The sequence below is a fragment of the Methylobacterium sp. WL8 genome, assembly GCF_008040045.1.
GTDB classification, from domain to species: Bacteria; Pseudomonadota; Alphaproteobacteria; order Rhizobiales; family Beijerinckiaceae; genus Methylobacterium; species Methylobacterium cerastii.
Map to the genome: position 1 here is coordinate 1 of NZ_VRVF01000081.1, position 20,024 is coordinate 20,024.

The following is a 20,024-nucleotide window of genomic DNA, read 5'->3' on the forward strand; positions in this document are numbered from 1 at the left end:
CGCCCCGCCACCCCCGTCCGGCCCGCATCCGGCCAGGCGTCGGGCGACAAGCGCGGCTGGCTGTCCGACCTGCTGACGCGCGCCTCCCTCGACGACGAGGACGAGGCGGGCGTTACCGAGAGCCCCGCCCCGGCGGCGTCGAAGGCCGCGGTCGAGACCGGCCGCATCGCCCTGGAGACGATCTCGGCCGACATCGCGCGGATGATCGACCACCGCACCGCGGTGGACCTGTGGGAGCGCTACCGCCGCGGCGAGCCGAACCTGTTCGACATCAAGATCTACACGCCGCAGGGCAAGCAGACCTTCCTGGAGATGCAGCGCCGCTACCGGGCCGACGCGGAGTTCCGCCGCACCGTCGATCGCTACGTCAGCGAGTTCGAGCGCCTGCTCGGCGACGTGGCCCGCAACGACAAGGACGCGGCCCGCGCCGACGCCTACCTCACCTCCGAGACGGGCAAGGTCTACACGATGCTCGCCCACGCGAGCGGACGGTTCGAGGGGGCCTGACGGCTCCACGCGGGATCGGACGACGAGAAGGGGGCGCCTCCATCGGGGGCGCCCCCTTCTTCTTGGGCAAGATTGATCGGCCAGGCCGTCGGATCAGAGCAGGCCGAGGCCGACGAGTTCGCGACGGAGGGCTTCCGGCATCGCCGCGAGGTCGCCGGCCGCGCCCTCGCCGAGGTCGGCCGGCGCGTCGCCCTGGGTCAGGTAGCGCCAGCCCTGGAACGGGCGGTAGGGGCGCGGCGCGACCGCGACGATCGCCGGATCGAGCACCAGGCGACAGCGGCCGATGCCGTCGTCGCCGGTGGAGGGCTCGATCGCTGCGACCGCTTGCCGGCAGCTCAGCGTGCCCTTGATCACCCAGTAGATCGAGCCGCGACCGGCGATCTCGCTCCGGCGCTTGGGCACCATCCGCGTGGTGTGGACCGGCGCGGGTGCGAGGCCGAGCCGCAGCGCCTCGTCGCGGAACCGCGCCTGGCGCGCCGCAAGCTCCTCGATCGAGGCCGGGCCGACGCAGAGCTTGAGCAGGTGAAGGGCCACGGTCTCGTCGGTCTCTCGCAGGCGCGGGGCGATGCGCGAGAGCGTGTAACGCGGATCGTCGCAGCGGGTGCGCGGCCCTTCGTCCCGGTCCGCGGGAGCGCGGCCGGGTCACCCCTCGGTCATGGCCTCGACCATGCCACCCGGATCGTTCACGAACTGCCGCATGATCCTGAAGTGCTCGGTGTCCTGCAGCGCCACCGGCTCGAGCCCGTGTCGGGTCATCCGCAGCAGCCCCGCCCCCGGATGGGCCATGATGATCGGCGAATGCGTCACGATCACCACCTGGGTCCGGCCGCCCGCCTCCATCCGCTTCAGGAGCTTGAGGAAGTCGAACTGCCGGGTCGGCGAGAGGGCGGATTCGGGCTCGTCGAAGATGAAGAGGCCGGGTCGCGCGCAGCGCTCCTCGAAGAACCGGATGAAGCCCTCGCCGTGCGAATGGGACAGGAAGTCCGCCGACGGGCTGCCGACCTCGTCGAGGTAGCGGGCCACGGAGAAGAAGCTCTCCGCCCGGAAGAACCAGCCGCCGCCGACCTTCGGCAGCCAACTCGCCTTGAGCGACCGCGCCAGGCTTCCGCCGCCGGTCTCGGCGGCGCGGGCGTTGTCGACGGCCCGGTAGCCCGGGCCGCCCCCGCTCTCGTCGAAGCCGGCGAGCACCGCGATGCCTTCCAGCAGCGTGGATTTGCCGACCCCGTTCTCCCCGGCGACGATGGTGACCGGGCGGTCGAACGCCAGCTCGAACCCGCCCTCCCGGAACAGCGGAAGGCAGAACGGATAGGCGTCGCGGTCGTGGGTCGCGTCGTCGGGAATCCAGACCCGCCTCAGGTACGGCGGCGGCAACGTCTTGACCTGGTATCTCGCCAACGCCCCGGCCCCGCTGCTCCGACTCGCAGCCGACAGATGGCGCGATCGCGCCGGAGCGTGCAACGGCCGCGCCGCGTGTCGTGCGCGATTTCCTATCGCAGGACCAAGTGCCGTCCTCGCGAAGCCTGCCTCAGCAGAACAGGGCCAGCTTCTCCTCGACGCTGAGGGCGTCGATCTCGGCGAAACTCATCGCGCGCTCAGTGGCCGGAGGCGACACGGCGTCCGGCTCGGGTGAAGCGTCTTCGGAGGGATCCGCTTCAGGCTCGGGCGCCAGCTCCGCCTCCGGCTCGTGGTCCGTTTCCGGCTCCGGCTCCGGCTCCGGGTCCTGCTCAGGCTCGGCGACGACCTCCTTCGAGGCGATCTGCGCCTCGAAATCCTCGGCCCAGTCGAGCGCGACGTCGGCATCGGGCTCTTGGAACGGCTCGGGCTCCCCGAGGGCTTCGAGCATCGCCGGCTCTTCAGGAACCTCAAGCTCTTCGGGCTCGGGGGCCGAGGGCAGGAACACGATGTCGTCGTGGAGCGGCACCGCCCCCGGCTCGATCGCGCGGAGCGCCGCATGCGCGGCGGCGATCGTCGCCGGCGCGTCGGTGCCGAGGTAGCGGTCGACGTCGCTCTGGTCGAGATCGGCCGGCCGCGATTCCATCGAGGGGCGGTAGGTCGCGTCGCCCGGCCCCGGCGGGACCGGGTCGCCGGCGTCTCCCCAGATCGCCATCATCGCGTTCAGGCGCTCCTCGAGGTAGCGCAGCGTGTGGACGATCCGGCCGGTGCGCTGCGCCGTGAGGTCCTGGAACGAGCAGGCGGTGTAGATCTGCGTCGCGTAGCGGTCGAGGGCGTCGCAGGCCGCCGCGTCGATGCCGTTCTCGCGCAGCGACCACGCGCTCTCCTGCACCTGCTCGGCGGCGGCCAGGATGTCGGTGGTCGCCCGCTCGGTCGCCTGGACGATCGCGTCCAGGGCTTCCGACGCGATGCTGAGCCGGGTCTGGTCGTGGCCGGGATCGGTGATCGCTGCGATCTCGGCCTTGGTCCGGCCGATCGCGTTCGCCATCTCCATGATGTCGCCGCGGAAATGGCTGACCGCGTCCGGGCCGCGCCCGTCCGTGACCGCGGATTCGAGCCGCGCGATCGCATCGAGCAGCACGTTGGTGTCGGCGCTGCGGTTGCGGCTGGCGAACTCGGCGAGGAACCAGCGCCCGCGGGCGCTGCCGCTCATGGTCGCCTCGATGGCCTCGTACTCGGTCGGCTCGAAGGCCGTCAGCGAGTGGGAACCGGACATGGTACGCGTCCTTGCGGGCGATGGCCGCGTGCGGTGGGGCTCGACATGGCTCCGGAACGACACTGGCGAGCGCACAATTTGACAGGATCGATTTAACGGCGGCTTACGGACGCCGCCTCCGCCCCGTCCACGCCGATCGATCGAGACCCTTGGCCGCGTCACCGCCCCTCGAGCCCAGCCGTATCCGCCTGTCGCTCCTCTATGCGGTGGTGTTCGTCGAGATCGGCATCGCGATGCCGTTCATGCCGGTCTGGCTCGCCGCGCTCGGCCTCGACGCGTCGGTGATCGGGCTGCTGCTCGCGCTGCCGATCGCGACGCGCATCGTCGCCACGGCGCCGTTGATGAGCCTGATCGACCGGGGCGTCGGTGCGCGGGCGCTGCTGCTGGCGGGAAGCCTCGCGCTGGCAGGGACCTACGCGCTGATGCCGGCCGGCGCCGGGATCGGCTGGGCGGCGCTGGCGCTCCTCGTCGTCCTCAATGCGGTCGCCGGCGCGCCGCTCGTGCCGAGCATCGACTACCTCACCCTCGCCGCGATCCGCCGCCGGCCTCAGCTCGATTACGCGCGGATCCGCATGTCCGGCTCGGTGGCGTTCCTGCTGGCCAACCTCGCCGGGGGCGCGTTGCTGACGGCGATGGGCGAGACCCTCGCGGTGCCGCTGCTGCTCACCGGGCTCGCGCTGATCGCCAGCGCCGTCGCGTTCACGAGCCGGTCGGTCGCCGCGCCTGCCCCGGAACACGCGGAGGGAATGCGCCCGCGCCTGCCGCCGCGCCTGAAGCTCTGCATCGCCGCCGCCGCCGCGATCCAGGCGAGCCATGCGGCGATCTACGCCTTCGGCAGCATCCACTGGACGGCGCACGGCTTCTCGACGGCCACCGTCGGCGCGCTCTGGGGCGTCGGGGTCGCCGCCGAGATCGTCCTGTTCGCCTGCGTCGCGCGCCTGCCCGCACGCTGGCGCACGCCGTTCCGCTATCTCGCGTTGGGGGGCGGGGCTGCCCTCGTGCGCGCGCTCGGGATGTATGCGCTCGGCGACAGCCTGGCCGCCCTGGTCGGGCTCCAGGCGCTGCACGGCCTGACCTTCGGCGCGACGCAGCTCGGGGCGATGGCCGCCGTCTCCGCCTTCGCCCCGGACGGCGCCCGCGGCCGGGCGCAGGGCACGCTCAGTGCCGCGAACGCCACCGCGGCGGCGGGCGCCACGCTGCTCAGCGGCTTCGCCTACCGGGCCGGGGGGCCCCTCGCCTTCCTGGCGATGGCGCCGCTCGCGGTCGCGGGCCTCGCCCTGACGGCGGCGGCCGCGCGCCGGACGACGCCCTCAACCGCACAAGTCTCGGTTGCGGTGCGGTACGATACGGACCGTCAACCCTAATCTGGACATATCGCCGGCGCAGACCGGCGCCGAACAGGGACACAGGCTTCGTGCAGGCCACCGCCACCACGCCGACCCGCCGGCCCGACCGGCAGCCCGCCGGCGCGACCATCGCGCCGGGCGACGGCCGCGTCGCGCTGGACGGTCGCTGGACCGCCGACCAGGGCGGCGCCGTCGAGACCGCCGCCGCACGCATCGCCACCGAGGCCAGGGTGCGCCCGGTGGTCGTCGACCTCGGCGACGTCGCCCGCCTCGACACCCTCGGCGCCTGGGTGCTGGAGCGGACCCGCGGCGAGATCGAGGCCGCCGGCGGTCACCTGACCTATGCCGGCGTGCGGCCCGAGCACCGCATCCTGCTCGGCGAGATGCAGCTGCGCGATCCGGAGCCCGCCAGCCCCGTCCGCCAGGGCCGCGTGGTCGCTTTGCTCGACGGCCTCGGCCGTCGCGTCGTGCGCGGCGGGCACGACCTCGTCACCGGGCTCGCCTTCCTCGGCGAGGTCATCGCCGCCTGCCTGCGGGTGGCCTCGCGCCCTTCGAGCTTCCGCGGCCGCGCCTTCGTCAACCAGATCGAGCAGGTCGCCTTCCGCGGCGTGCCGATCATCTTCCTGATCTCGTTCCTCGTCGGCGGCATCGTCGCGCAGCAGGGCATCTTCCAGCTCCAGCGCTTCGGGGCGGCGGCCTTCGTCGTCAACCTGATCGGCCTGCTGATCCTGCGCGAACTCGGCGTGCTGCTCACCTCGATCATGGTGGCCGGGCGCTCCGGCTCGGCCTTCACCGCCGAGATCGGCTCGATGCGGATGCGCGAGGAGGTCGACGCCCTCCGCGTCATGGGGCTCGACCCGATCGAGATCCTGATCGTGCCGCGCATCCTCGCCCTCGTGGTCGGCCTGCCGATGCTGACGCTGATCGCGGCGCTCGCGGCGCTGACCGGCGGCGGCCTCACCGCGATGGCCTATGGCGGCCTCACCCTGGAGCAGTTCCTCGCCCGGTTGCAGGCCGCGGTCGGCGTCCACCACGTCCTCGTCGGGCTGATCAAGGCGCCGTTCATGGCGCTGATCATCGGTATCATCGCCACGATCGAGGGGTTCGCCGTGGAAGGCTCGGCCGAATCGCTCGGGCGCCACGTCACCGCCTCGGTGGTCAAATCCATCTTCATGGTCATCGTCCTCGACGGATTGTTCGCGGTCTTCTTCGCCGCGATCGATTTCTGACGAGTCCGTGCGAAACCCAGGTTCCATGCCCGAGACGAACGAGCCCGAAGCGATCATCCGCGTCCGCGACCTCGTCGTGGGCTTTCGCGACCGCACCATCCTGAAGGGCCTGAACCTCGACATCCGCCGCGGCGAGATCCTGGGCTTCGTCGGCCCCTCGGGCCAGGGCAAGTCTGTGCTGACCCGCACTATCCTCGGGCTCGTGGCCAAGCGGTCCGGCACCATCGAGGTGTTCGGGCAGGACATGGACGGCCTCACCATCGCCGAGCGCCGCGGCGTCGAGCAGCGCTGGGGCGTGCTGTTCCAGCAGGGCGCGCTGTTCTCCGCGCTCACCGTGAAGCAGAACATCCAGATGCCGATGCGCGAGCACCTGAACCTGTCCGAGCGCCTGCTCGACGAGTTCGCGCGCCTGAAGATCGAGATGGTCGGCCTGAAGCCGGACGCGGCCGACAAGCTGCCCTCGGAGCTGTCGGGCGGCATGATCAAGCGCGCGGCGCTCGCCCGCTCGCTGGCGCTGGACCCCGAGATCCTGTTCCTCGACGAGCCGACCTCCGGCCTCGACCCGATCGGCGCGGGCGAGTTCGACGAGCTGGTCGCGACCCTGAAGCAGACGCTCGGCCTCACCGTCTTCATGGTGACGCACGACCTCGACAGCCTCTACACCGCGTGCGACCGCATCGCGGCGCTCGGCGACGGGCAGATAATCGCCGCCGGCACGATCGACGAGATGCTGGCGCACGACCATCCGTGGCTGCGCTCGTACTTCCACGGCAAGCGCGCCCGCGCGATCGTGCCGCCGGCGCCTGCGCAGATTGGAGAGCCGGCCCATGCGTGAGCGTAAGCACCGGGTGCGTGCGTCGGCGCACAGCAAGGGTGCGCCCGCGCACCGCGTGAATGCCACAGCTTGGCGGAAGGCCTGACCGATGGAGACCCGCGCGAACTTCGCCCTCATCGGCGCCTTCACCCTCGGGGTGATCCTCGTCGGCTTCGGCTTCGTGCTGTGGCTGTCGGGCGGCTCGTCGCGCCAGGTGAGCCAGGCGGTGCGCATCGTGTTCTCGGGCAGCGTCGGCGGCCTGTCGCGCGGATCGAGCGTCACCTTCAACGGCATCAAGGTCGGCGAGGTGACGGACGTTCACCTGCTGCCGCAGGACCCGCGCCGGGTCATCGCCGAGATCAAGGTGGCGCCCACCACCCCCTTGCGCGCCGACACCCGCGCCCGCCTCGATTCGGCGATGCTCACCGGCGTCTCGGTGATCGCGCTGAACGGCGGCAACGCCGACGCCCCGGCGCTCGCGGCCGGCAGCAATGGCGAGATGCCAACGATCTTCGCCGACTCGTCCGACATCCAGGACATGATGGCCGCCGCCAAGCAGATCGCGCAGCGGGCCGACGACGTGCTCCAGCGCCTCGACAAGGTGGTCGCCGGCAACGAGGGCGCGATCACCCGCACGCTCGCCAACGTCGAGAGCTTCTCGAAGACCCTGGCCGAGGCCGGCCCGGCCGTCTCGAGCCTCGTCAAGGCGGTGGACGGGACCAAGCTCAACCGCGTGATCGACAACACCGACCGGTTCTCTTCGGCGCTCGCCACGTCGAGCCCCGACATCGAGGCCGGCCTGCACGACGCCCGCTCGCTCGCCGCCAAGCTCAACGCGTCAGCCGACAAGATCGACGCGGTGCTGAAGGGCGCCGAGGGCTTCCTCGGCTCCGCCTCGGGCGAGGCCGGCGCCAGCACCTTCACGCAGGTGCGCGAGGCCGCGATCTCGGTGCGCGACGCCGGCAAGGCGTTCCGCACCCTGTCCGAGAACCTCGACAAGCGCACGGCCAACATCGCCACGAGCTTCGGGCGGCTGAGCGGCACCGGCCGCCGCGAGGTCGAGGCCCTGTCCACCGACGGGCAGCGCACCCTCAACACCCTGAACCGCACGGTCCGCACCCTGGAGCGGGACCCGTCGCAGGTGATCTTCGGCGGCAAGCCGACGTTGCCGGAATACAACGGTGGCCGCTGAACGCGCCGGTTTCCGGGTCGATGTGCCCCGGCGCACGGCACGTTTGCCGCGCTCGCGTAGTTTGAACGGCACAGCTTCATCCGATCCCGGCCGTGCGGCCGGGATCGTTCAGGTATCGCGTATGCTCCGCCCCGTAACCGGTCTGGCGCTCGCCGCCGCGCTCGTCGCCCCGATGCTGGGCGGCTGCGGCGGCGGCGCGGCGCCGTTGACCTTCGACCTCATGGCGCTCCCCGCGACCGGCCGCCCGGCCGCGACCGCGCGCGCGATCGTGGTCGCCGAGCCCGTGGGCATCCAGCCGTTCGAGGCGGACCGCATCATCGTGCGCGAGGCCGGCGGCTCGCTCGCCTTCCTCGGCGGCGGCCAATGGGCCGACCGCCTGCCGCGGCTGATCCAGACCCGGATCATCCAGAGCCTGGAGAATGCCGGCCGCATGCGCTCGGTCTCGCGCCCCGGCGACAAGGTGGTGTCCGACTACCAGCTGATCTCGGAGATCCGCGCCTTCGACATCGCCGCCGGCACCGGCGAGGCGGTGGTGGACATCTCGGCCAAGCTGATCGCGGACGGCACCGGCAAGGTCGTCGCGGCGCGGATCTTCACGGCCCGCGTGCCGGTCGCCGCGGTCGATGCCGGCAACGGCGCCCGCGCCCTCGACCAGGCGCTCGGCACCGTGCTCGCGGACATGGTGCGGTGGGTGAACGGCGGGCGCTAGAGCATTTTCCGTGATCTCCGGATCACGGAAAATGCTCTAACCTACTGTGTGGTCGCATTTTCTTCACGCGAGCCGGCATCCACCTCGCTTGAAAATGCTCTAAGCGCTTAAGTCGCTCACTCCATCACCGCCGCCTTCATGATCACCACCATGGTCGCGCGCCCCGGCACGTCGCCGGTGCAGCGCACCGCGTGCTGGCGGTCGCAGCGATAGCGCAGGGTCTCGCCAGCCCGCGCGCGCTGGACGACGCCGCCGATCTCGACCTCGAAGCAGCCCTCCGAGACCGAAAGCGATTCCACTGAGCCGCGCTGGTGCGGATCGGAATCGAGCACTCCGCCGGGGTCGGCGGAGACCTCGTACCATTGCAGCCACTCGATGGTCTTGACCCAGCCGATGATCGCGAGGCGCACCTTGCCGTCCTCGGAGACGAGGATCGGCGTGTCGGCCCGCGAGGACTTCTCGATGAAGGGCTCTTCGTCGTTGGCCGCCAGCACCCGCTCGATCGAGACGTCGAGCGCCTGCGACAGGCGCCAGATCGTCGCCAGCGTCGGATTGGTCTCGTTGCGCTCGATCTGGCTGATGATCGACTTGGCGACGCCGGATTGCTCGGCCAGCTCGGACAGCGAGAGGTTGTAGGCCTTGCGCAGGCGCTGGATCGTCTTGCCGAGCTGCCCCGACAGCACGGCCGCCCCGTTCAGCATGTCCCGGCCCCGACCCGGCCGTTCCGCCTGTTCCTGCATCGCCGCAGCCATCCGCGCTTCGCCATTGCGTTCCGTTTATCGGAACGATCGTGCGCTACTACAAACGCAATCGCCCGGCGGATGCAAGGCGGCGCGTATGGATGGGACGGCGTCTCTGCCGTGCGTTCAGGCCCAGACCGCGAAGAAATGGTGCACCGGCCCATGCCCGGCGCCGATCGCGAGCCGGTCTGCGGCAGCGATCGCGTCGCTAACGTAGGCCTTGGCGGCGCGCACCGCCTGTTCGAGGGTCATCCCCTTGGCGAGGCCGGCGGCGACGGCCGCCGACAGGGTGCACCCGGTGCCGTGGGTGTTGCGGGTCGGGTGGCGGGTTCCAGAGAAGCGCCGCACGAGCCCGTCGGCGGTGAGCAGGTGGTCGACGCTCTCGTCGCCCTCGGCGTGGCCGCCCTTGATCAGCACGCCGCGGGCGCCCGCCGCGACGAGGCGCCGGGCCTGCGCCGCCGCGCCGTTCTCGTCCACGGCCGCCGGCTCGTCGAGGAGGCTCGCCGCCTCCGGCAGGTTCGGGGTGACGAGGTCGGCGAGCGGCATCAGGCGGTTGCGGAGCAACATGACCGCATCGTCCGAGATCAGCCGGTCGCCGCTGGTGGCGACCATCACCGGATCGAGCACCACGGGGATGCGCTTGGGGATCGCGTAGCGCTCGAGTGCTGCCGCGACGGCCTCGATGACCGCCGGCTGCGACAGCATCCCGATCTTCACGGCGGTGACGGCGAGGTCGGTGAAGACGCTCTCGATCTGCGCGGCGACGAAGCCGGCCGGCACGTCGTGGATGCCCTGGACGCCGAGGGTGTTCTGCGCGGTCAGCGCGGTGATCGCGCTGGCGCCGTAGACGCCGAGCGCCGAGAAGGTCTTGAGGTCGGCCTGGATTCCGGCACCGCCGCCCGAATCCGATCCTGCGATGGTCAGCGCGATCGGCGTCATCGGATGGTTCCCCGCTCGGCGAGCGCCGCGTCGACCCGCGCCCGCAGGTCGCGCGCCCTCCCCTCCACCGCCTCGGCCCCGAACAGGGCCGAGATCACCGCGATCCCGTCGGCGCCGGCGGCGATCACCGCGGCGGCGTTGCTCGCATCGATGCCGGCGATCGCGCCGACCGGCACCGCGCCGCCGCGGGCGAGCCTGGCGCGGAATGCGATCCGCGCGAACCCGTCGAGGCCGACGGGCGGGTCCGGGTTGTCCTTGCTCGCGGTGGCGAAGACGCCGCCGATGCAGGCGTAGTCCACCGGCAGGCGGTAGAGCTCGTCGGCCTGCGCGCCGGTCTTCAGGGTCAGGCCGACGATCGCCCCCTCGCCGAGCAGCCGGCGCGCGTCGGCCGGGTGCAGGTCCGACTGGCCGAGATGCACGCCCTCGCAACCGGCGGCCAGCGCGAGGTCGACCCGGTCGTTGACCAGCAGCGGCGCGCGGCCGGCGAGCGCGGCGTGGATCGCGCGGATGCGGGCGAGTGCGGCGCGCGCGTCGGCGATGTCCTTCTCGCGATACTGGAACAGGGTGCAGCCGCCGGAGACTGCAGCCGCCGCCATCTCGGCGAGCCGCCGCCCGTCGCCGCCGCAGACGCCGACGTCGAGCAGGCCGTAAAGCCGCAGGTCGACCTTGGGACCCGCCGCGCGGCCGGTGGTCGCGTTCCCGAGGCTGCCGCCCGCCTGCATCGCCCACCTCCCCGAAAGCTTCGTGGAGCGACAGGGATGCCGGCTCGCGTGAAGACCTCGAGGCATGTCTGGCCATCGCGCCGACGCTTAGCAAGCGCTTTCGAGAGCCCACGGGATCGCGCCGTCCCCGCCCGATCGTGCCCGCCGCGTTGACGGCGGACGCGGGTTTGCGGCTAAAGCAACGGCGGGCCGCAGCGCGGCCGCATCACGGGCATTCGGCCGGCTTCGGACGGCGTTGCGATGGGCAGGGCGACGGGACAGACGATGTCGGCGGACTCGCGCGCGGGCGGCACGGTGCCCAGCCCCTCCTCCGTCGGGCTCGCCGCCGCGATCATCGCCGCCACCGAGGGCGAGCCGCGGGCGCTGACCGTCCACGTGCCAGACCAGGCCCCGGGGCGCGGCGACGGGCTGCCGGCCGGGCCGCTGGTCTCGGAGCACGCCACCCTCGAGCGGGGCCTGCGCGCCTGGGTCGAGCGCCAGACGCACCAGCGCCTCGGCTACGTCGAGCAGCTCTACACCTTCGGCGACCGCGACCGGCAGGCCGACGCCAAGGGGGACAGCACGTCCGGCGTCCACACCCTGTCGGTGGCCTACCTCGCGCTGGTGCGCGAGGAGCGCCCGGCGGGCCTCGCCGAGGCGGCGTGGCGCAACTGGTATCGCTACCTGCCCTACGAGGATTTCCGGAAGGGGCGCCCGCCCGAGCTCGACGCGATCGAGGCCGAGCTCCTGGCCTGGGCCGGCGCGCCAGCCGACGCCAAGCTGCGGCGCTCGCGGGCCGACCGCCTCGGCCTCACCTTCGGCCTCAACGGCGCGACCTGGAACGAGGAACGCGTGCTGGAGCGCTACGAGCTGCTGTTCGAGGCCGGGCTGATCCCGGAGGCCGCCGGCAACGCCGGCCCCGCCCGCCCCGGCGACCCCACCGGCGTGCCGATGGCCTTCGACCACCGCCGGGTGCTCGCCACCGCGATCGGGCGCCTGCGCGGCAAGATCAAGTATCGCCCGGTGGTGTTCGAGCTGATGCCGCCGCACTTCACGCTGCTGCAGCTCCAGCGCACCGTCGAGGCGTTGTCGGGTGCGCAGCTCCACAAGCAGAACTTCCGCCGCCTGGTGGCGCAGCAGGGGCTGGTGGAGGAGACCGAGGGCGTCACCAGCGGCACCGCCGGCCGTCCTGCGCGGCTCGTGCGCTTCCGCCGCGAAGTGCTGCTCGAACGCCCCGCGCCCGGGCTGCGCCTGACGCCGTCGCGGCGCGCCCAGTAGCGCCAAGTCACGCCATGGATGGCCGACACCAATCCTGGTCCTTAGCCGACGTTGTATTCTTGAATGTTGCTTTCCGGCAACGCTGGATCGGCGTGAATATTGTGACTGGATTATGACGAAGACTCGGCCGTAGAGTTCGATAGTCCTTCGCCATCGAGCGCGACGAGCGGCGCGAGGGGGCGAATCATGGACTTCAAGCAGGGCGTGTCGATCATCACGGTGATGGTCGCGACTTACGGGGCCGGCACAGCGCAGGCGCAGACCGTCAACACGACGCCGTCGAACGTGAACGTGCTGAACCTGCTCGGCCCGTTCCTCGGCCTCAACGGAACGACCGTCGGCCAGCAGACGCTGCAGCTCAACCTCTCGCAGGCGATCGCCCAGAACCAGGGTGCCTCGGTCGCCGACCAGCAGAAGGCGATCAGCGACAAGGCGCTGCCGGGCAGCGCCGCCTTCGCCACGACGATCACCCTCGCCAACGGGACCCGCGTCAACCTCGGGCCGGCCGACAACATCGCCGGCGGCCTGCCGTCGCAGGCGCCGCAGAGCGCGGGCGGCCTGAGCCCCGTCCAGCCCGTCGGCGGCCTCGGGCCGCAGCTCGGCGCGATCTACCAGACCGGCATCCGCGCGAGCAACGCGACCTCCGGGCCGCTGACCGGCACCTTCAACCTGCTGAACCAGGCCTACAGCGTGTTCAGCGCCGACCTCGGCGTCGCGAAGAACTACTTCGCCAACGGCGCGGCGACGAACCCGAGCACAACGCCGGCCGGCTACGTGCCGGTGCCGGCGGTGGCGCCCGCCGGCTACACCCTGCCCACCGGTCCCTACACGATCCCCGCCGGATCCCCCGCCGGTGCGGCCGGGACGACCGGCACCCTGCCCAACCGCTCCGACAGCGTCCTCGACCTCGCCTACGGCGTGCGCAACACGCAAGCCGGCCAGGACGTCTACGGCTCCTCGCGTCCGATCCAGGTCGCGCAGGCCCGCTACAACGTCTTCGACCCGACGGCACTGAGCGGCATCGCCACCAACCCGTCCTTCCCGAGCGGCCACACGCAGTACGCCTATACCGACGGATACCTGCTCGCGATGCTGGTGCCGCAGCAGTACCAGAACATGCTGCTGCGCGCGTCGGACTACGGCAACAGCCGCATCGTGCTCGGCGTCCACTACCCGCTCGACATCATCGCCTCGCGGGCGTTCTCGGCCTACGACCTCGCCCAGGCCTTCACCAACCCGGCCTACGTCAACAACGCGGCCACGACCGGCACGGCGATCAACGTGCCGGGCCTGTTCACCAAGGCGGCGGCCGAGTTGCAGGCCTACGAGGCGGCGCAGTGCGGCAACACCGTCGCGGCCTGCGCGGCGAGCGCGGCCAACACCGTGAACAACCCCTACCTGCCCTCGGCCGCCAACCAAGCGCTCTACCAGGCGCGCCTGACCTACGGCCTGCCGACCCTGACCTTCGCGCAGGCCCCGCGCGAGGCGGCCCCGGCCAACGGCCCCGACGCCTCGATCCTGCTGGCGCCGCTCTACGGCGGCAGCACCGCCGCCGCGCGCACGATCGCCCCGAACGGCGGCCTCTACGGCACGCTGCAGACGAGCACGATCAACCAGATCCTGGTCAACACCCAGACCAACGCGCTCGCCGCCCTCTACGGGACGGACCTGAGCTACTGGGCCCGCCTCGACCTGTACTCGGCTGCGGGCTACTTCGGGAACGTCGCCGGCACCCTGCGGATGGACGCCGCCGACACGCTGAACACCAACGTCGGAATCGGCGGCGGCGGCGCGCTCTACGCCAACGGCACCATCGCCGGCCTCGTCACCGTCAACGGCGGCGGCCTGCTGGGCGGCACCGGCACGGTCGGCGGCATCACCGCGCTGTCGGGCGGCACCGTGGCGCCGGGCAATTCGATCGGCACGCTGACGGTCTCGGGCAACGCGGCGTTCGCAGCGGGCTCGACGTTCCAGGTCGAGGCCAACGCCGCCGGGCAGTCCGACCGGCTCGCCGTCGGCGGCGCGGCGACGCTCGCGGGCGGCACCGTGCAGGTCCTGGCGGCCGCCGGCAGCTACGATCCGCGCACCCAATACGCGATCCTCACCGCGGCGGGCGGCGTCGCCGGCCAGTTCTCGGGCGTCACCGCGAACTTCGCCTTCCTCACCCCGACCCTGCGCTACCAGCCGACCGAGGTCGACCTGACGCTGACGCGCAACGACGTCGCCTTCGCGACGATCGCGCAGACGCGCAACCAGGGCGCGGTCGCCAACGCGATCCAGGCCGCCGGCCCCGGCGCCGGCGTCTACGACCGCACCGTCGGGCTCACCACCTCGGAGGCGGTCGGCGCATTCCGGGCGCTCACCGGCGACATCCATGCCAGCGCGATCTCGGCCGAGTTCGAGACGGCGTTCTTCGTCCGCGAGGCGATCCTCGACCGGATGCGCTGGGGCGCGACGCCGGGCTACGCGGACGGGGCCGATTACGGCCGCCTGCCGGCCGCCTACACCGCCGACCTACCCGGCCGGCGCGCCGCGCCGACGCCGGTGGCGGTCCGCACCCTCGATCCGCGGGTGTTCGGGCTCTGGGGCCAGGGCTTCGGCAGCTTCGGCGAGGCCCGCACCGACGGCAACGCGGCGAGCCTGTCGCGCCAGACCTCGGGCTTCGTGCTCGGCGCGGACGTGCGTCTGGAGAGCGGCTTCCGCGTCGGCGTCGCCGGCGGCTACACTTCGACCAGCCTCGACACGGCCGGCCGCCTGCAATCCGGCTCGATCGAGAGCGGCTTCGGCGGCGTCTACGGCGGGTACGAGCTCGGGCCGGTCTCGCTGCGGCTCGGCGCGGTCTACGCCGACAACGCGGCGCGCCTGCGCCGGACGGTGCTGTTCGCCGGCGTCTCCGATACGCCGAGCGCCCGCACCGGCGGCTCGACGATCCAGGGTTTCGGCGAACTCGGCTACAAGTTCGTCTTCGGCGGCGCCACGCCGCCGATCGGCAAGGACGCCGCCCCGGTCCCGGTGACGACGCTCTCCTACATCGAGCCCTTCGTCGGCGGCGCCTACGTCTCGATCGGCCGCGACCGCTTCACCGAGACCGGCGGCATCGCCGCGCTGACGGGCTTTGCCCGCGACTACGACCTTGGCACCGCCACCGCCGGCGTGCGGGCGCAGACCAGCCTCGACCTCGGCCTCGGCGTGCCGGTCTCGGCCCACGGCCTCCTCGGCTACCGCCGCGCCTTCGGCGACGTGGTGCCCACCGCGCTGCTCGCCTTCGGCGCCACCGGCCCGGCCTTCCTCACCGCCGGCATCCCGATCGACCGCGATGCCCTGGTGGCGGAAGCCGGCCTCGACCTGCGGGTCTCGGCCGCCGCCACCCTCGGCGTCGCCTATACCGGCCAGGTCGGGACCCGCGCCGAGGACCACGCGGTGAAGGGCAACTTCACCTACCGGTTCTGATCCGGCCCCGACGCCCCACCGGTCTGAAGACCCGCCGCCGCGATCATCAGCTCGCGGCGGCTTCATATTCTACGGTTCACCCCACCCACCCCCCTCATTTTGAGGTGCAGCGCAAGCGGCCTCGAAGGAGCCCTCCAGCCGGACACGCGACCACTGAAGGCCTCCTTCGAGGCTTCCGCTTCGCGAAAGCACGTCAGATGAGGGGTGGGTGGGACGGAGGCTCGTTCAGCTTCGGCATTCGGCAGGAAACCGACAGGCTCTCCGACCCGGCTACCTCGCCCCCACCCGAAACCCGAGCGCCGTTACCCCAGCCGCGAGAGCGGGGCGATCCGCGGCACGTCGGTGCCGCCCTTGCGCTCGAGCAGGCCGGGGGGCGGCACCGGGGCGACGATCGTGCAGACGACGCCGCCGGGGTCGAAGGCGAGGTTGACCTCGCCGGCGAGCTCGCGGGCGAGGCTGCGCTCGATCAGCCGCGAGCCGAAGCCGGTGCGGGTGGGCTTGGCGACCGGCGGCCCACCGCTCTCGACCCATTGCAGGGTGAGGCAGACCTCGTCGTCGCGCCGAATCGTCCAGCCGATGTCGATGCGTCCGCCCTCCCGCGAGAGCGCGCCGTACTTCACCGCGTTGGTGCCGAGCTCGTGCAGCGCCATGGCGATGGAGAGGGCGATCCGCGGCGGCAGCCGTAAGGGCGGCCCGGAGACCCGGAAGCGCGAGACCTCGGTGGCGTCGAGGGGCCGGATCGCGTCGGCCACGACGGTGCCGATCTCGGCCCCCTCCCAGCTCTCGCGGGTGAGGACGTCGTGGACGCGGGCGAGCGCCAGCAGGCGGGCCTCGAAGGCCGCGCGGGCCGCGTCCGCCTCGGCGCCTTCGAGACCGCGCAACGACTGGTTGGCGATCGACTGCACGGTGGCCAGGGTGTTCTTCACCCGGTGGTTCAGCTCGTGGATCAGGAGCAGCAGGTGCTCTTCTGCGAACTTGGCGTCGGTGATGTCGACGTTGCAGCCGGTGTAGCCGAGGAAGGTGCCGCCGTCGTCGAGGCGCGGCACGCCCTCGCAGCGCAGCCAGCGCACCGCGCCGTCGCGGTCGATCACGCGGACCTCGGTGCGGAAAGGCTTTCGTGCCCCGAAGGCTTCCGTGAAGGTCGTCGAGAAGCCGGCGAGGTCGTCGGGGTGGATGATCTTGTGCCAGCCCTCGTTGGCCAGGGCCGTCGCCGGCATGCCGAAGATGTGCTCGAAGTGCATGTTGGCGAAGCTGATCGTCGCGTCCTCGTCGGTCATCCAGATCAGCGCCGGCGCGGAATCGGCCATGTGGCGGAAGCGCGCCTCGCTCTCGCGCAGGGCCGAGAGCCCGCGGCGGGTGTCGGCGAGCGCCCGGTCGCGCTCGCCCTCGCGGGTCTTGAGGCGCAGGGACGCGTCGGTGAGCACGTCGCCGAGCCGGCGGATCTCGTGCACCGGCGAGGCGATGCGGGGGATCGCCTCGCCGCGCGAAAGGGCCGGCCCGGAGGCCGCGAGCTGCCGCAAGGGGCGCGAGACCCGCGACCACAGGACGACGGCGAGCGCCGAGGAGGTCGCCAGCACGAGGAGGCCGAATCCGCCGAAGGCCCAGACCCAGCGCCGGAGCCGGGCGTCGACGAGGGCCTGCGGGATGCTGGTGCCGACCGTCCACCCGGTGAGGCGCGAGCGCGCCTCCACCACCACGACCGGCCGATGCTGCCGGTCCTTGCCCTCCCACACCCCGGGGGTCTCGGTCTGGATCTGGCGCAGGCTCTGGAGGCGCGGGCGACCGACGACCGAGCCAGGGTCCGGCAGGCGCGCGAGCACCAGCGCCTGCCGGTCGGAGATGCCGGTGGTCCAGCCTTCCACCACCTCTCGGGCGAGGATCGCCTGGAGGCGGCTCAAGGGCGCGTTGAAGCTCAGGATGTAGGCGACGTTCGTGCCCACCATCACCGGGACGGCGACCGCGTAGGTCGCGTCGCTCGGCATCGGCCCCGGCAGGAAGCCCGTCACCATCGCCCGCTGCGTGCCCGAGGCGACCTCCTTGTCGAGCGGCAGGGCGGTGACCGGCAGCATGCCGCCGCGCTTGATCCCGGTGTTCACGATCTGCTGCCCGTCCGGCCGGCGCAGCATGATGTCGAGGTCGATCGCCTCGCGGACGAGGCGCGCCTGGGCGTCGAACGCCTCGAACTCGCCGTCCTTGAGGCGTGGCGAGGTGGCCAGCGTCTGCAGCACCGAGACCAGGCCGGCGGTGTCGCGGTCGACCGACAGGGCGATGCCGCGCACGTTCTCGCGCGCGTCCTGCTCGAAGCGGGCGCGCTCGACGGAGGCGTAGCGGGCGAGCAGGATCGCCGTGAAGATCAGGCCCGGCCCGATCAAAGCGATCACGAGCGCGACGAGGTAGACCTGCGTCGAGGCGCCGTTGCGCTCCAGCCGCGCGATGCGCCGCCGGAGCCAGTTCGGCGGCGGGCCGCGGCGGACCGGCGCGGCGGGCAGCTCGCTCGGGCTCACCGGTGCATCCGCGATCTCGCCGGGCTCGGCGGCGGGGGCGTGGTCCTGAAGCATCGCGCCATCACGGGTCGGACTTCGGCGGGTCGGACTTGGTCGGATCCGATCGAGACGGTTCCGGACGCGCCCGGTCGATATGGCCGAGGTCGCGCCCCGGATCGAGCCGGTCGCGCACCCGCTGCTTGAGGACCTTCACGTCGGGGAAGCCGCCGTCGCGGGTCCGCTCCCAGACGGTGTCGGCGCCCACGGTGATCGAGAACGCCCCGCCGGTCGCCGGGATCAGCGCGACCTCGCCGAGGTCGTCTCGGAAGGTCGAGAGCAGTTCCTGCGCCATCCAGGCGGCCCGCAGGAGCCAGTTGCACTGGGTACAATAGGTGATGGCGACGCGCGGCTTGTCAGCCGCAGCATGGGGCGTGTCATCCATGGCGCGCACAGCGCACCGCGGGGGTGGCCTTGTCAACCTCGGGCACGGCCCGTGACGGCGGACCGGACGAGCGTCGCGGAAAGCCGGCGCGGCCCTTCTCTCGGCGGGTCCGAGCCCCTATCTCACGCGGACGTGAAGTACGGCCAAGCTGGGCCGGATGCAGCTTCCAGGAGTGGTGGACATGTCGTCGAGTGCGGATTTCGCGACGCCGCGAACCAGCCCCCTCATCGCCCGGGTCGCCGGCGCGCTGATCGCGATGCTGTTCGCGACCTGCCTCTCGGGCTGCGGGGCGATCAACCGCGTGCCGACCCTGGAGGAGCAGGCGAAGTCCTCCTGGAGCGAGGTGCAGAACCAGTACCAGCGCCGCGCCGACCTGATCCCGAACCTCGTCGAGACGGTGAAGGGCTACGCCAAGCAGGAGCAGGACACCCTGACCAAGGTGACGGAGGCCCGCGCCAACGCGACCAGCGTCAAGGTCGACGCCTCGACGATCACCGACCCGGCCAAGTTCAAGCAGTTCCAAGACGCGCAGAACCAGCTCAGCGGCGCCCTCGGGCGCCTGCTCGCCACGGTCGAGGCCTACCCCGACCTGAAATCGAACCAGAACTTCCTGGCGCTGCAGTCGCAGCTCGAGGGCACCGAGAACCGCATCGCCGTGGCGCGGCGCGACTACATCGGCTCGGTCCAGGCCTACAACACCGAGATCCGCACCATCCCCGGTCGCTGGATCGCCTCGTGGTTCTATCCGGAATCGAAGCCGATGGAGACCTTCACGGCGACGCCGAACGCGGAGCGTGCGCCCAACGTGAAGTTCTAGGGCACCTCGCGCATGCTGCGCGGCGCGCGCCTCGCCTTCCCCCTCGTCCTCGCCCTCGCGGCCTGCGTCGGGCTGTGGGCGGCTGCGCTCGGCGCGGAGCTGAGCTTCCCCAAGCTGACCGGACGGGTCGTCGACGCCGCTGGCATCCTCACGCCGGAGCAGCGCGGGACGATCGAGTCCAAGCTGAAGGCTTACGAGGACAAGACCTCCGACCAGGTGGTAGTGGCAACGGTGCCGAACCTGCAGGGCACCACGATCGAGGATTACGGCAACCGCCTGTTCCGCGAGTGGAAGATCGGCCAGGCGAAGACCAACAACGGCGTCCTGCTGATCGTGGCGCCGGCCGAGCGCAAGGTCCGCATCGAGGTCGGCTACGGCCTCGAAGGCGCGCTCACCGACGCCCTGTCCCGCGTGATCATCGCCAGCGCGATCACGCCGCGCTTCAAGGAGGGCGACTTCGCCGGCGGGATCACCGCCGGCGTCGACGGCATCCTCTCGATCCTCGCGGGCGACGCGGAGGTCTGGCAGCGCAAGCCGAAGGTCCGCGCCGACGAGGTCGACCCGACGCAGGTGGCGCTCTTCGTCGGCCTGTTCCTCCTGGTCCTGTTCGTCGCGTGGCGCATGAACCGCGGCGGGAGCGGGCGCGGCGGGGGCATCGTCTTCCTGCCGGGTCCGGGCTCCGGCGGATGGAGCGGCGGCACCTCGGGCG

Annotated in this window: 18 protein-coding genes; 10 read left to right on the top strand and 8 right to left on the bottom strand. The window is 71.9% G+C overall.

From position 1 onward, the window contains the following. On the top strand, nucleotides 1-507 hold a 507-nt coding region (locus FV234_RS21650; RefSeq protein WP_147831582.1), incomplete at its 5' end, for a hypothetical protein. 93 nt (nucleotides 508-600) lie between these two features. On the opposite strand, the gene FV234_RS21655 is transcribed toward FV234_RS21650, so the two are convergent. From FV234_RS21655 to FV234_RS21665, 3 genes are all read right to left on the bottom strand, one after another. Further along, entirely contained in the window at nucleotides 601-1,041 is a 441-nt protein-coding gene (locus FV234_RS21655) for a DUF1489 domain-containing protein (protein WP_147765041.1), read from the bottom strand. A gap of 108 nt (nucleotides 1,042-1,149) precedes the next feature. Continuing rightward, a complete protein-coding gene (locus FV234_RS21660; RefSeq protein WP_147831585.1) occupies nucleotides 1,150-1,902 on the bottom strand; it encodes an AAA family ATPase in 753 nt (250 codons plus the stop codon). A 130-nt stretch (nucleotides 1,903-2,032) separates the two neighbouring features. Next, nucleotides 2,033-3,175: a hypothetical protein gene (locus FV234_RS21665; RefSeq protein WP_147831587.1), complete on the bottom strand. Its 1,143-nt coding sequence runs from the start codon at nucleotides 3,173-3,175 to the stop codon at nucleotides 2,033-2,035. Nucleotides 3,176-3,324: 149 nt separating this feature from the next. Between FV234_RS21665 and FV234_RS21670 the strand changes: the two genes are divergently transcribed. The 5 genes from FV234_RS21670 (at nucleotide 3,325) to FV234_RS21690 (ending at nucleotide 8,465) form a co-directional block, all read left to right on the top strand. Next, entirely contained in the window at nucleotides 3,325-4,539 is a 1,215-nt protein-coding gene (locus FV234_RS21670) for an MFS transporter (RefSeq protein WP_238272706.1), read from the top strand. 110 nt (nucleotides 4,540-4,649) lie between these two features. Next, entirely contained in the window at nucleotides 4,650-5,750 is a 1,101-nt protein-coding gene (locus FV234_RS21675; protein WP_238272726.1) for an MlaE family lipid ABC transporter permease subunit, read from the top strand. A gap of 25 nt (nucleotides 5,751-5,775) precedes the next feature. Continuing rightward, a complete protein-coding gene (locus tag FV234_RS21680; RefSeq protein ID WP_187273759.1) occupies nucleotides 5,776-6,585 on the top strand; it encodes an ABC transporter ATP-binding protein in 810 nt (269 codons plus the stop codon). 88 nt (nucleotides 6,586-6,673) lie between these two features. Next, nucleotides 6,674-7,756 (top strand): MlaD family protein, encoded by a 1,083-nt coding sequence (locus FV234_RS21685; RefSeq protein ID WP_147753466.1) that lies wholly within the window; start codon nucleotides 6,674-6,676, stop codon nucleotides 7,754-7,756. A 121-nt stretch (nucleotides 7,757-7,877) separates the two neighbouring features. Beyond that, entirely contained in the window at nucleotides 7,878-8,465 is a 588-nt protein-coding gene (locus tag FV234_RS21690; RefSeq protein ID WP_147765036.1) for an ABC-type transport auxiliary lipoprotein family protein, read from the top strand. Between the two features lie 116 nt (nucleotides 8,466-8,581). Here the strand turns inward: FV234_RS21690 and FV234_RS21695 are convergent, their stop codons facing one another. The 3 genes from FV234_RS21695 to thiE all read right to left on the bottom strand — a co-directional run bounded on the left by FV234_RS21695 (nucleotide 8,582) and on the right by thiE (nucleotide 10,866). Further along, a complete protein-coding gene (locus FV234_RS21695; RefSeq protein ID WP_147765043.1) occupies nucleotides 8,582-9,205 on the bottom strand; it encodes an XRE family transcriptional regulator in 624 nt (207 codons plus the stop codon). 126 nt (nucleotides 9,206-9,331) lie between these two features. Continuing rightward, nucleotides 9,332-10,144 (bottom strand): bifunctional hydroxymethylpyrimidine kinase/phosphomethylpyrimidine kinase, encoded by an 813-nt coding sequence (thiD, locus tag FV234_RS21700; protein ID WP_147765035.1) that lies wholly within the window; start codon nucleotides 10,142-10,144, stop codon nucleotides 9,332-9,334. Next, nucleotides 10,141-10,866 (bottom strand): thiamine phosphate synthase, encoded by a 726-nt coding sequence (gene thiE / locus FV234_RS21705; RefSeq protein WP_147765034.1) that lies wholly within the window; start codon nucleotides 10,864-10,866, stop codon nucleotides 10,141-10,143. Before thiE ends, thiD begins: the two co-directional genes overlap by 4 nt. 264 nt (nucleotides 10,867-11,130) lie before the next feature. Here thiE and FV234_RS21710 point away from each other — a divergent pair, with 264 nt between their 5' ends. Next, nucleotides 11,131-12,123: a hypothetical protein gene (locus FV234_RS21710; protein ID WP_147753461.1), complete on the top strand. Its 993-nt coding sequence runs from the start codon at nucleotides 11,131-11,133 to the stop codon at nucleotides 12,121-12,123. A gap of 186 nt (nucleotides 12,124-12,309) precedes the next feature. Then, nucleotides 12,310-15,573: an autotransporter domain-containing protein gene (locus FV234_RS21715; RefSeq protein WP_147753460.1), complete on the top strand. Its 3,264-nt coding sequence runs from the start codon at nucleotides 12,310-12,312 to the stop codon at nucleotides 15,571-15,573. Nucleotides 15,574-15,875: 302 nt separating this feature from the next. Here the strand turns inward: FV234_RS21715 and FV234_RS21720 are convergent, their stop codons facing one another. Both FV234_RS21720 and FV234_RS21725 read right to left on the bottom strand, forming a co-directional pair. Further along, nucleotides 15,876-18,131 (bottom strand): HWE histidine kinase domain-containing protein, encoded by a 2,256-nt coding sequence (locus FV234_RS21720; RefSeq protein WP_147831588.1) that lies wholly within the window; start codon nucleotides 18,129-18,131, stop codon nucleotides 15,876-15,878. 7 nt (nucleotides 18,132-18,138) lie between these two features. Next, nucleotides 18,139-18,498 (bottom strand): SelT/SelW/SelH family protein, encoded by a 360-nt coding sequence (locus FV234_RS21725; protein WP_147753458.1) that lies wholly within the window; start codon nucleotides 18,496-18,498, stop codon nucleotides 18,139-18,141. 256 nt (nucleotides 18,499-18,754) lie between these two features. Here FV234_RS21725 and FV234_RS21730 point away from each other — a divergent pair, with 256 nt between their 5' ends. Further along, a complete protein-coding gene (locus tag FV234_RS21730) occupies nucleotides 18,755-19,315 on the top strand; it encodes a LemA family protein (protein WP_238272725.1) in 561 nt (186 codons plus the stop codon). 12 nt (nucleotides 19,316-19,327) lie between these two features. After that, on the top strand, nucleotides 19,328-20,024 hold a 697-nt coding region (locus FV234_RS21735; RefSeq protein WP_147831590.1), incomplete at its 3' end, for a TPM domain-containing protein.